Origin of the sequence: Sphingobacterium kyonggiense (genome assembly GCF_039536825.1) — a bacterium.
GTDB classification, from domain to species: domain Bacteria; phylum Bacteroidota; class Bacteroidia; order Sphingobacteriales; family Sphingobacteriaceae; genus Sphingobacterium; species Sphingobacterium kyonggiense.
Map to the genome: position 1 here is coordinate 229,967 of NZ_BAAAZI010000012.1, position 13,386 is coordinate 243,352.

A 13,386-nucleotide genomic window follows, 5' to 3' on the forward strand; every position below is an offset into this window, starting at 1 on the left:
GTCTAATTTGCTAATAAAACATTATTGATTTCATGCAATACTCCATTGCTACCTTGTTGATTCATTAAGGTATTTAATACAGATGCTGTACTCTTATTTGTGCTAATCCTAAAGGTATTCCAAGCACCTGTGAATTGTAAATTCTCACCATTTTTATTGGTAAGCTGACCATTGAATACCCCATCTGTAAATAAATACCTGTTAGTTACAATATGCCTATTTACGATAGCTTTAGCATCCGTTACATTAACTTTAGCAGGATCAATTCCTGCAGCGAGCATAGCTGCATTGGATGGTGCAAAGACTGAATACACGAAAAAACCTGTTAATTGTAGCTCAGCTAATAAGCCTGCCTTTTCCACTAAGGCTGCAAATCTTGACAAATCGCTTTGAGCCTTAATTTTTTTCCATACGGTTTGTTCTGGATCCAACTTATCGATTGGTTTTAAAAAACCATCAATTTCAAAGATTGCTCCCGTAGGTTTAACCCACACAGGTTCACTTTGAACTAAACCCACAGAATTTCCTGAATAGTCAATAAGCTTATTATTCTCAAAAAGGATATAGCCATAATCTGTTGGATAAAATCGTCTTTTAAATCCCCCGTCGGCATGAACATCAAAATGAAAAACACCTGCTTTACAAGATTGCAATCTAGCCTCTAGAGTAAGCGCATCCATGTCTTGGGCAAATGGTGAGCCCCAAATCTCATCACTTTGAACTAATAAGGTTTTAGGACTATGCTGATAAAATAATGCATCTATTATACCTGATCCCAAGCCTCTATTTTTAACCATCCAATACCATTGACTATATTTTTTATACATCATCAGAATCCCAGATAACACACTGCTCATCTCAGGTGACTCCATCACACGGTTGGTTTTGTATATAAAGGAATTACTCGCTGCTGTATATCCAGTAATTGATTCCAAGGCTGGGTTGCCAAAACTGATAAAACCAGTCAAGGCACTCCATTGAGGTTGATTTCTTTTTAAATCAGATGGATACCATAAATTTGCGTGAACACTAGAACGAATCAAGGAGTACATAACATGCTTGGGAACCGAATCCAAAGTGTTATCAATTAATCCCATATATGGTTTAAAATATTCGGTAATAGCTGCATTGGTTGGAGCAAACAAGGTTGATAAGGTATTCTCGTCAGCTAAATTTCTACCGAAAGAGAAATTTTTATATAGGTTTGTATCTAAAACACCATTTTCATCAACTTCACCCAATACAAACTGTGCATGTCTTTCTATCCAAGTACTAAAAAGAGAAAGATCAGGATCTTTAGCAATCGCCAAATCAGTTCTTAAATTTGGAAACAACGCCTCCTTTAATATATGTACTACCCCATTTCGAGCATCAATATCATGTTCTTCCAAGGAAATTGCCACACCATCAATATAAAACCCCGCAGAACCCTCTTTCCCATATAAAAAGTTAAAATCAGCTGATTGTATTTCGAAAAATGAAGGCGAATAAATTCTAATATTTTTTCCAGGTTGTTTACCTTCAGTTCGTGTCCTATAATTGGTTATTCTAGATTTATTAATTTCTGATGTTGCTGACCGGTATCTCTTTTCTAAATCGTAGGTATAATACATCCCATTGATAAAATGATAATTGATATAAGCACGGACTTCAGCATCCGGTACTTGTTCCAATGAAGGATATTTCAAGTGGTCAATAAAATATGCCTTCACAAACTCATCCTTTGGTGCAATACAGGTAAAGATGGCTGATTCACTTAAAGACTTTTGCAAACCAACTCGATCAATAAGACCTAAGAAATCATTGAATCCTCCCTTCTCTTCCAAAACTCCTAAAATACTCCTGCCGAGCGTACTTTCTGGATTATAATAGTCATTAAACTTCTTATTACAGCCCTGAAGAACTATAAAAATTTGCAAGAAGACTAAAAACCAAAATCGGATAGCTTTCATGAAAATAAATGTTAGGTTAAACCCTGGTTAATATCAAGTATTCGGTTAAAAAATACAATGTAATACATAACTATGTTGTAGTTATGTCCTACAAATATAATTATTATAAACTATTTTCCAAATTATGGAATAGAAAATTTCATTAATTTAATTCACGCAGCAAACATTTGTAAATTAATTGATTAATAAAATAAAAAGCAGAAAATATAAAAAAGAGTAGTAATTATTTAGATTGCGATTAGTTTATTTATAATTTTATATTGCAAATAATAATTTCTCCAATTTTTTAAAATAAATTAAAAAGAGTGCCCAAAATTTTTATTTTTACTTCATCTGTTTATATTTGGTTGTCGATTTTATAAACTAACTTTTGATGTTTTAATAATAATCTTTGGAGAACACTTCACATGAAAATGCATCTCGATAAGTCCATTTCTCGGCCGAGCTGATTAAGAAATTTTTAAAAACAGGAAGTCCCAACGACAAGAAGGCAAAAAAGCTGCATATTTTGAGTCGTCATTGGGATAGTAGTCGGCTGAATCTGCTTGGATATCGTAGGTAAATCCAATCATCAACCTGCCGAGTTTTTCATAGATATCATATTGGTAGATATTTTTTATGATTATTATTAAGACTTCTCTTACTTGACCGGTCTCAAATCATTTAGTAATGTAATTTTATCAAGGTTGCTTGTGCTAAAGATTGGAACCCTCCATTACTTTAGCCATCAACCAGATCAATCATCCCAAGTCTGACATATCGATTAATGCGCTTATAAGCACTATCGATTACTCCAGGTAGTTTGTTTCTTTTAAATTCTAATGCAGAATTTCCCTTAATATACTATATATCACATAGTTGTGGTAATAATCAAAAGAAAAGGATTTTCAATCGGTTTACTTCCTAGTGCGAACATACCACACCAAATCAGTTAATTGTCACAAGATCAATAACAATTCTTTCCAGCTCTTCGCCGATAATAAACAGAAAATGTGCGATTATGTCACCAACAAATTAACTATTTGCACTTATTTTTATACACCGGATATATATGAATTGAAGGACAAGGAGATCTTTGGTATTATGAGAAAGAGAACACATTGGGCTTAAACAGTTGACATAATTTCTAAAGCGAGTTAGGCTTCATTACCAAGGTCTTCGATGACCTATCATTCCTATTTAACAATCCGGAGAATTGGGATTAACCCCATGGATGAGTCCTAGTCGAGCCATCTCCCTATATTTCTTCCTAAGTATTCCTTCTGAGCTTTTATCATTTGGCAAAACCATTTAAGGTGCAATACCGGCTATCAATCTGGCAAAAACAAAAGCTTCCACGTGGCCCGCTTTCGGATTGCGCCATCAATACTGCTGGAAACAATCATCGGAATATTTTTTTGAAAAGTACATTTACTGATGTTCTCCAGAATTGGACTAGCCATCTTCACTATTACGGAAACCACATACTCCCGATCATCTACATGTTTTTGATCAGGTAAATAGTTTGTTGGAATCAGGGACGATTTGGCAGTTGCCTAGGCATTCAGCATGGATAAACCAGCAAATAATAATCCTGCCTGTTGTAACCAAGTCCTTCTTTTCATGATTATGCATTATATTGGAGTTCCAATTTAATAAGCATTTAACAATAAAAGATGTTTTATTCACAAAAACGATTTCTTAATTAATTTAAGGGAATTGGGATTTTACTTTATAAGTTTAACATTCATCCTCATAATCTATAAATTATTCCATGCAAAGAATCCATCTACCTATCTTATTATTGCTGAGCATTTTTTAGGTCGAGTCGAATGCCCAGAGCAATTTAGCATATATGATCAAAGCAGATCGCCCTACCGAACTTTGGGAGGAGGCATTTCCCTTGAGAAATGGTCAAACAGCAGCCATGGTTTTGGCGGAATATCCGAAGAGTTGATTCAACTCAACGACCATCCCTAATGGTCCGGAACCCCAGATCCGGGAAACAATCGTGCAGCGGGTCTATTGCCAGTGTTGAGGAAACAGATTTTTGCGAAGGAATATGCAAATGCAGAGGCTACCTGGCGGAAAATGCAGGGACCTTATTCGGTCATGTAACTTCCTTTGGGTGATATGCAGCTCCAATTTGATCATCAAGCCCTAGAGGGTAAGAATTATATACGAACCTTAGATATACGACAAGCTGTCAGTACAATTACCTATGAAGTGAATGGAGTTAAATTTGAAGATCAGCTTTTATCAGCCATCCTGCGAAAGCATTGATCATACATATTAAAACAAATTTCAACGGCATGTTTGCAAAAGGAACGAGAAAACAGAAAATTAAATATCTTTCATAATTTTATCGTAAAAGGTATAGAGAAAGAAATTTCAAATTCAGGGCTGTTGAAGTTAACTCAACAATTGATCAAGAGGTCTTAGTAAAATTGATCCAAGAAATCACTCTGTCCACAGATTATAGAATTTTGAAGTTTGAAGATTCTAAAGGAGATTATTTCATTATCTGTAAATTGTAAAGTTATGATCCGCGAGGCATATTATTTTTTAAACATTTATAAAAAAATAAAAGATAATGAGGATTGGGGTCATATTTCCAAATTGGCTATTTACCTAAATGAAATATTTGAAAATCGAATCCCGATTTAATCCTGAGATATTAGAGATATGTCAGAACTTCATTGATGAATATAATTATTCGATTGATTTGAATAAGGATATGTTGACGTTTTCAGAGGAAAGAATAAGTAGACTTGGATTTTTAATGGTTAGCCATATAAAATTAAAAAATGATGAACCAGGTACTAATTATTGAATCAATCCTATTTAGAGGAATTAAAGTATCATTTAAAATCTTACTTCTTAGGACCAAGCTTTATTCTTCTGAAATTTAAAGAAATCTTACTAAAATTCTTATATAAAAAATCAAACGAATCCAAATATTGAGCTGTTCCTTTGATATTTCAAAGCATTTAAAGTTTAAAATATTTGATTTTTTATTAAGACACGCTTTATGGATCAGGAACAATCAGTCCCAGGAGCAGGCAGAGTCATATATAAAGGAAACCTTAAAGGATCATCCAAAAAAAAGAAAGAAACTTTTGTTGGAGATAAAGTCTAAAAAATAATTAAGTTGTTAATTCAAAGTCCTCAAAAGGTTAAATCACAGTAATATCCAAAATATATTTCCGGAAATATTTTACTTAGATATCAAAAAATATTTAATATTTATATTTAATGAAAAAACTTTTATTATATAAAATGTATATTTGTTTTCAACATCATAGGTTAACAATTGGTTATTTACGATCCTTACATCTCTCGGGTGTAGGGATTTTTTTATATAAAGTTTTAGGAAAAAGTAATCGAAGCTTTAAACCAAAAAAAGCCCTACAATTAATTATAGGGCATAATTACAGCTAGTTTGTCTATTTAAGCGTTCTTATTGTTTGTCAGTGTGAAAGACAATATCTTAACGATCATTTTATATTTAATATTTTAATAACCTCCCCGCATAACACGGGACGGATACCCAATTAACAAATTACAGAACTATGTTAATTCAAAATAAAGATAGGTAAAATTAATTAATATAATTCAGTAAACAGAAACGCACCCAACAATCTAGGTGTGTTTCTTCTTTTAGCTGCAAACATCCTAAACAAGGAATGATTATTTAATAACTTTTTAAAATTGAATTTGTTTACCTAAATCTAAAATTTCTGAATACTGTTGTAATTATTATATTATTTTAAATAAAGGAAGTATCGTTTCTTATAAGGAAGATTATAATTTTAATGGGTAAACCTATTTACAGGAAATCTTCTTTTTCCCTGAACCAGAACCAATGAGTATTGTTCTTCCATCAACTAGTTGTGTAACTTTTATTACATTATTTTTAGTCTTATCCCAAGGGAAATTATTGAAAGAATTATTATTGAATAGTTCCAGCTCATAAAGTGGTCCACCAGAAACCTTGCTTCCAAAGATTCTAACTTCCCCGTTTTTTGAAATTACAACTTTCACCAATGGTGCGGAAGAAGTTCCAGTCATATTATAAATAGCTCCGATATTATTTCCTCCTTCAGAATTAATACCTTGATATAAGCTCAGATCTTTAAATCTTATATTCTGAGAAGAAGATGCTCCTTTCTCAAACTGGATTTCATTTTTAGCCAGTTTTACACCATTAAGCTCCATATTAAAAGCATTATCTAATTTTGTAATGTCGAAAACAAAACCATAATCGGAGGCTGGCGCCGTAATTGTTTGACTAATAGTTTCCCCTCTAAGATAGAACTTTCCATCCTTCCATATACCACTTCTACCCAACCAGTCAAAGGCTTCAGCGTAACTCCAGTTCATTCCCTGGACGTTCCCTACTGTTTCAGTACATGTACGGAAATTTAATTTTAAAATATATTTGGTTCCTGGGGTAATCTTTATGTTTGGAACTATGAAATTCGTTTTAGTTTCATCATCGATGGTAATTGAGCCAAACCTCAATGAAACAGTTGATGTAGTTGGGGAAATAAGAATACTAGGATAGCTTGAAACTGTTCTCTGATCCAACTGAAGTGTCGGAAAATTTAAAAGAGTCCCGTTTTGATTCAAACTATTATAGACAATAGTTTCATCATTAAAATTAAAATTTGCACTTGAATGAGTGGGAAAAATATAAGTATTGTTAATGGTCTTGAAATATCCAGATGTATTTGGATCGATCGTAAAATTTGTAGTAATAGAACTAAATCTATGTTTGAGGATTATGCCTAAAAAATTCTCGCCATAATTCAATTTCAATTTAGTTTTAAAAACCATTAAATCGCCTGACACATTTAACGCCTTACTTGTCGATATCTTTTCTTTGTTTACAATTGTTGGTAAAGAGGTTTTCGAGTTTTCGGAATAGGCTATGAACGTATAAGTTTTTCCGGCGTCCAATTTCATGGGTTGAGTAGAGTTTTCAGACCCATAACTATAATAATTTTCTGCAACGAAATTACCAGACTCATCGTAAGCTAAAAGTACATATTTGATTCCTTCGCCTAAAGGGTTACGCTCTATCGCTGCTTTTTGCGAGCCTTTCAATATTCTGTTATTTGGACTTTTTAATTTTTCTCGCTCAAACTCATAGGCAACCTCAGAAGTCTGGGAGAATTTAACTTTTGCTTCTACCTTTTCGGTTATATCGACTGAGGCTTTTTGATTTTGATTATTTGAATTCTCATCGTTTGAAATTTCAGAAGATATTAATTCAACTTTTAGATAAGCTTCACTTAAATTTAATTCTTTTTTTGTTTCGGAACAACCAATCATGGATACCAAGATTGTTATTATTAATAGGGCATTAATTGTTTTCATTTTGCTTAATTTTACCAATCAATATTCTTAGTTGGTTCTGTTGTAACTTCCCATTCATCGGTTATCTCATAATTTCTATTCTGGGGTTTCGCAACTGCAGATCCTGCACAGATATCTGCTTCAACCTTTATTTTTTCTAAAAGGATTTCTGGTTTCAAATATTTTTTTCTAATAATTTCCATAATAATTTTCAGTCGGCGAATTAACTGATAATTTCATAAAAAAAAACGAATTGTAAGATGAATATTTAAACTTGTAACATATTCGCTACTTTTATTAAACCCTTGAATTATACCATATTCAGTAAAATTCTATTAAACATTAAATTGTGTAAAACCCACAATAATGTGGGTTTTTATTTTATTAGGTTGAAAACTGAAATTTTTGGTCAAAGATTTAAAAAAACATGAAGGCGAAACTTGGGGGGTAATCGCCTTCAATAATATTACCTATTGGTAATTAACCGAGACTAATATATGAGTTTTTCCAAAATAAAAATAATAAAATAAAAAAGCCATCGACTTTGGGAGAGCCGATGACTTATACACTAACTATCTTTTTACAGATTATCTTTTATGAGGTTAAATATAGAATTTTTAAAATAACTATCAAAGGTTTTATAATTTAAAAGTGCTGATAAATAACAAAAGCCCTACTGAATGTAAGGCTTTTGTAGCTCAAATCACACTGGATTAATCTTTATCAAGCTCTCTTAACCAGGATTGAACTTCTTCGCGTGTCTTGCCTGATTTCTTTTGAAGACGTCCATACAGCTCCTCTTCTTTGCCTTCAACATAAAGCAGGTCATCATCTGTCCAATCTGCGTATTGTTGCTTGATTTTTCCTTTTAAAACGTTCCAACGTCCTTTTAAATCTAATGAATCCATATTATATAGTTTTAGTGTAGTTAAATAACGTAAAAGGTAGGGAGTTGTTTTAAATACCTAGATATTTTTTATTAAATCGAATAGAACAAATAAGGATAATGTGTGTTAACCATACAAACAAACTTAAAAAACATACATTATGGCAAATACAACAAAATCTACATCTAATGAGACCAAGATCAAGGCAAAGAGTGATGCTGCCAAAGATTTAAATGATTTATTCGAAGACGGTTTAAAAGATATTTACTGGGCCGAAAAGGAATTGGTAAAAGCGTTACCAAAAATGGAAAAAAATGCCACTTCTCAAAAACTAAAATCATCAATTTCCTCACATCTGGAGGAAACCAAAGAACATGTTAGCAGATTGGAAGATGTATTTAAGTCAATAGGCGTAAAGGCAAAGGCTGAAAAATGCGACGCAATGGCCGGTCTACTCGAAGAAGGTAAAAGCATAATGGAAGAAACAGAACCTGGAGCTGTCCGTGATGCGGGAATAATCGCTGCGGCGCAAAAAGTTGAACATTATGAAATTGCGACATACGGAACGCTTGCAGCATTTGCAAAGGTCCTAGAACATAAAGATGCCTTAAAATTATTATTGGACACATTGAAAGAAGAAAAGGCTTGTGACGAAAAATTGACATCAATAGCAGATATTAATCTAAATTCTAAAGCTGAATAAAATTTATCAAATAAGTTTTGATATAAAATGTCAATATATGAACTGGCATTTTTTTATATTAAAAAGGAATTAACTAATTTGTCTAAACTGGGTACCTTCAGAAATTTTAGTCATCAATCACCTAATAAATTGATTATAGGATAATATTATAATATGAATTACCCTTTTGAAGCAATTATTCTTCTGTACAATGATTTTTAAATAAGATAATAGGCAATTTACCAGTCAAATGAATTTTGCTGAGAAAATAATTTATTTTAATCAAAACCTCAAGTTTACTGGTAAATTGCCAGTGGGGTATTTTGTGATGAATCCTTTTTTGGATAATCCCGAGACCATAGAGGTTATGAAGCGATTCTATCAAAAATTCTATGCGGATCAGTATGAACGTCGGTTTCTCATCGGCATTAATCCAAGCAGACACGGTGCTGGGGTGACGGGTGTTCCTTTTACTGATACCAAAAGATTGGCATCTGCCTGTGGGGTTCAGATGCTTTCTGCCAGAACGCATGAGATATCATCTGTCTATATGTATGATATGATTGCTGCTTATGGAGGTGCGTCGGCATTCTATAGTAACTTTTACATTAACTCTCCTTTTCCTTTAGCCATCATAAAAGAAGTGACACCCGGACAATTTATAAATGCAAATTACTACGATGAACCTGAGTTATATATGGCCGTTAAGGACTTTATGATTGAGTCCTTGAAAAAACATATTGCAATGGGTTTAAACCAGGAAGAGGTCTTTATATTAGGAAAGAAGAACGCGAAATTTATTGATAAGTTAAATCGAGAAGGAAAGTTTTTCAAGAAACTAACGGTGCTGGAGCATCCTAGATTTATCCAACAATATAAATCCAAAGAAAAGCAATTGTATATCGATAAGTACTTATTGTCTTTTCATCCATCTGATGAAAGTTAAGAAAACCATATACACTATCGGGCACTCTATCCGTCCTATCCAAGAGTTTTTGGATATATTGAAGTCTTTTGAAATCGACTTACTTGTTGATATCCGCAGGTATCCGGGTTCTCGGAAGTATCCCCACTTCAATCAGGAGGCCTTGAAAACAATTTTAACAGCTGGGGGAATACATTATCAACATTTGATTTCTTTAGGAGGCCGCAGGACAGCTAAAAAAAACAGTTCAAATCAAGCTTGGAAAAACCTTACTATCCGGGGTTTTGCGGATTATATGGAAACAGAGGAATTTCGTATAGGAATTCATGAACTTGAGGAATGGGCTAGAAAGCAAAAGACGGTTATCATGTGTTCGGAGGCCGTATGGTGGAGTTGCCACCGATCTATGGTTTCGGATTATCTCAAAGTTCATGGCTGGTATGTATGGCATATTTCTTCAATTGGAAAAGCGAAGGAACACCCTTAAACTGCGGTCGCCAAGGTTCATTTGGATAAATTATCGTATTCTGTAAATACATTAATTTAAACTCCATGGAAAGTGAAATTAAAGATGTAAGTGAATGAATTTTATAGCTGAGCGTGTAACGTGCCTTATCAAAGCCCATACACGTAATTCGACTATTGGTTTTATACGAATCCTGCAAAGGAAGGATTAAAGTAAATGAGGATAATTCTCATTTTCAATCTTTAAAAGCGGAAATCGCTGTCGATATTCTCCTCTATGGGCTGGCCATCCATGATTAGGGTTAACCTGCACTTGATGTTGGGGTTGCCGATGCTGTGTACGGGAAAGCGCATCTGTGGACAGAGACTTTTCTTTATCCAATAATGGCGATTGGAACCAGCTCAATAAGGAAGTCAAGATTACCCGCACTTCCCAAAATTTTATGCAGGAAGGTATTTTTGTTCCTATGCTGTTACAAAAGGAATTCGAGCGTCTCAAGCGTATACTTGATCATCTCACAGTGCAGCACGCTGTTTTCTTAGGAGATCTCTTTCATTCTCCCTGGAATAGAGAGTGCGACGAATTCGAGGTCTATTTACAACAATTTAAGGATATAGCTTTACTCCTTAACATTGGCAATCACGATATTTTTCACGAAGCGCTATTACATCAGCTTCACGTTTATGTGGAAGATTACTTCCGGATTGAGCATCACTTTATTCTATCGCACGAACCCTTGACCGAAATTCCTATAGAGGCATTGAGTACCGAAATGCTATCTACATCTGGGTATACAGATACAGGGTCAAGGGAGACAGTAATTCGTTTGCCCTGTTTCGCTCTGCAGGATAATGTATTTATACTTCCCGCATTTGATTGTTGGATGGGGCTATATAATAAAAGATACCGCTTAAAGTCGATTATTTGCGGATGTTAGCAATGGGGTTATAGAGATCTTTTGAACTTTTATTAATGGTACGTGTTCATTCAACAAAAAGATTGCTATGGCGCATTTAGAAGTAAAAAGAAAAAAGCCTTCGTCTTTGTGAATATGTTTATTGCTAATAATGGTCCTGCTGGTTTTATTAATTATTTGAACAAGGGGAGATGACCTATATCCGTCTACGGATAAATTTTCTATTGAAACCAGTGCTAAACTAGTCTCTGATCGAAGGTAAGCTATAGCGATTATTGAAAAAGGATGGGACAGAAAAGACTTTAATGCTAGGGAGATTAATGCTCCTGAGATTACAAATACCGATATATCCATCAATAAAAAATATTTGTCTATTCGATAGGAGAACTCGAACCACTCGCTAACAACAGGACAGACGAAGGAAAACAACAAAATCCGAATGCACAGATTGTGGTATTTCAGGGCGCACACAGATATAATAAGAAGATAATGGACGCTGGTGTGGAGCACCTTCTAATTGGCAGGAGCAGAAAAATATACAGGGATATATTTTTAGAACGCGCCCTCAAACCAGATCCACAAAGTAATATAGACATCTTAAACCGGTTAGCCATATTGGCTCATAAGACAGCCGCTAAGACACACATCATACATCCTGGAGAATTCCTACTGACAGAATGAGCCGCTAGAATAGCCCGCTACTAATTCTTGATCATAGCTATACTTACACTCATATAGGTCAACAACCTAGTACCGTACCTTTTATGCAAAAAAAAGGACTATAATTATTTCCAATCGATTACCGGTTCGTATTGAAAAACGTGTCGATGAATTACACTTTGTTTCGAGTGAAGGTGGCTTAGCTAGGGGCTTAGGATCTTACTACAAGACCAGTAGTAATGTATGGGTGGGCTGACCGGGCTACATCCCCGAAGATGAAAACGAAGAACAATTGATTCGCATGGAGCTTGCCAAAATGAATCTTATTCCCGTATTTCTTACTACGGAAGATCTCGAAGTATACTACGAGGGCTTTTCCAATAAGGTACTATGGCCTATATGTCACTACCGATTATCCTATGCCGTTTTTGAGAAATCTTATTGGTTAGCGTATCAGAAAGTAAATCAGTACTTTTGTAATATCGTATTAAAGCAAAATATTACTTCCAAGGACGAATTGAGGGTCCATGATTATCAGCTCATGCTCTTGCCTCAGTTACTCCGGCAGCAACGTAGTGATTTGACGATAGGTTATTTCCAGCACATCCCCTTTCCGGCAGATGAAATATTTCGTTTTATCCCGTGGCGCAATGAACTTTTAAAAGGTCTGTTAGGTGCAGATTTAATAGCCTTCCATACGTATCATAATGCCCCGAACTTTCTCAACTCCTGCTTGAATATCTTAGGTCTTTCGCCCAAAAATAATAATGTTCGCTGTCGCGATCGCTGTGTCCAAGTTGAAGTGTTTCCGATGGGTATAGATTTCGATAAATTTGAAGCATTGTCCTGCTCCGAGGTTGTTCTGGCCAAAGCAGAGGTGCTTAAAGACCAATACCAAAATCGTAAATTAATATTATCGATCGACCGTTTGGATTACAGCAAAGGTATTTTGGAGCGCTTATCTGCCTACGAAAGTCTGCTACAGCAATACCCCGAGCTGCGCAATAAGGTCGTCTTATATATGCTCGTCGTTCCTTCTCGGGACAATGTAACACAGTATAAACTCCTTCGTGGCGAGATAGACCGCATGATCGGGCATATTAACGCGGTGTATGGTTCGGACGACTGGACGCCTATTACTTATTTATACAATTCATTGCCTGTCGAAGATCTCTCGGCACTCTATATAGCGGCAGACATCTGCTTGGTGACCTCTCTTCGAGACGGCATGAATCTCGTGTGTAAAGATTACATTGCCAGCAAAGCACAGGATTACAATGGTGTACTTATTTTAAGTGAATTTGCGGGTGCCGCCAAAGAACTGTCCGAGACGATACAGATCAACCCCAATGCCATAGAGGACATTATGCAAGCGATGCACCTTGCTATTTACATGCCCAAGTTGGAGCGGCAGCAACGTATGCGAAGCAAATTGTTTTTCGCAAGATTGCACGAAGTGAAAAGAGAACAAGAAGCATCCGCTAGCCGCAAGATGCAGGGTGCTACACTCCAGAAGTTGATCGATAAGTTTCAACAAGCCTAAAGGCGTCTATTTTTT

The 13,386-nt window shown here is 34.9% G+C and carries 10 protein-coding genes; 6 read left to right on the top strand and 4 right to left on the bottom strand.

Going from position 1 to position 13,386, the window contains the following annotated elements; translation table 11 throughout:
- Positions 1-2: 2 nt before the first annotated feature.
- Positions 3-1,952 carry a fasciclin domain-containing protein gene (locus ABD676_RS15715; RefSeq protein WP_344675686.1) on the bottom strand — a complete coding sequence of 650 codons (1,950 nt, stop codon included), beginning with the start codon at positions 1,950-1,952 and terminating at the stop codon, positions 3-5.
- A 2,112-nt stretch (positions 1,953-4,064) separates the two neighbouring features.
- Between ABD676_RS15715 and ABD676_RS18275 the strand changes: the two genes are divergently transcribed.
- Complete coding sequence (locus ABD676_RS18275; RefSeq protein ID WP_425565297.1) at positions 4,065-4,214, top strand: hypothetical protein; 150 nt, start codon at positions 4,065-4,067, stop codon at positions 4,212-4,214.
- 1,542 nt (positions 4,215-5,756) lie between these two features.
- Here ABD676_RS18275 and ABD676_RS15720 read toward each other — a convergent pair.
- The 3 genes from ABD676_RS15720 to ABD676_RS15730 form a co-directional block, all read right to left on the bottom strand.
- Entirely contained in the window at positions 5,757-7,313 is a 1,557-nt protein-coding gene (locus ABD676_RS15720) for a hypothetical protein (protein WP_344675687.1), read from the bottom strand.
- Positions 7,314-7,324: 11 nt separating this feature from the next.
- Positions 7,325-7,495 (bottom strand): hypothetical protein, encoded by a 171-nt coding sequence (locus ABD676_RS15725; RefSeq protein WP_344675688.1) that lies wholly within the window; start codon positions 7,493-7,495, stop codon positions 7,325-7,327.
- Between the two features lie 510 nt (positions 7,496-8,005).
- The gene (locus ABD676_RS15730) at positions 8,006-8,200 is read right to left on the bottom strand and encodes a CsbD family protein (protein ID WP_344675689.1); all 195 of its coding nucleotides are present in this window, start codon (positions 8,198-8,200) and stop codon (positions 8,006-8,008) included.
- A 139-nt stretch (positions 8,201-8,339) separates the two neighbouring features.
- Between ABD676_RS15730 and ABD676_RS15735 the strand changes: the two genes are divergently transcribed.
- The 5 genes from ABD676_RS15735 to ABD676_RS15755 all read left to right on the top strand — a co-directional run bounded on the left by ABD676_RS15735 (position 8,340) and on the right by ABD676_RS15755 (position 13,371).
- Entirely contained in the window at positions 8,340-8,882 is a 543-nt protein-coding gene (locus ABD676_RS15735) for a YciE/YciF ferroxidase family protein (protein WP_344675690.1), read from the top strand.
- A gap of 229 nt (positions 8,883-9,111) precedes the next feature.
- Positions 9,112-9,807, top strand: coding sequence for an SMUG2 DNA glycosylase family protein (locus tag ABD676_RS15740; RefSeq protein ID WP_344675691.1), 696 nt, complete (start codon positions 9,112-9,114; stop codon positions 9,805-9,807).
- The gene (locus tag ABD676_RS15745) at positions 9,797-10,273 is read left to right on the top strand and encodes a DUF488 domain-containing protein (RefSeq protein ID WP_344675692.1); all 477 of its coding nucleotides are present in this window, start codon (positions 9,797-9,799) and stop codon (positions 10,271-10,273) included. Before ABD676_RS15740 ends, ABD676_RS15745 begins: the two co-directional genes overlap by 11 nt.
- A gap of 334 nt (positions 10,274-10,607) precedes the next feature.
- Positions 10,608-11,189: a metallophosphoesterase family protein gene (locus tag ABD676_RS15750; RefSeq protein ID WP_344675693.1), complete on the top strand. Its 582-nt coding sequence runs from the start codon at positions 10,608-10,610 to the stop codon at positions 11,187-11,189.
- A gap of 904 nt (positions 11,190-12,093) precedes the next feature.
- On the top strand, positions 12,094-13,371 hold the full coding sequence (locus ABD676_RS15755) for an alpha,alpha-trehalose-phosphate synthase (UDP-forming) (RefSeq protein ID WP_344675836.1): 1,278 nt from the start codon (positions 12,094-12,096) through the stop codon (positions 13,369-13,371).
- Positions 13,372-13,386: the final 15 nt, after the last annotated feature.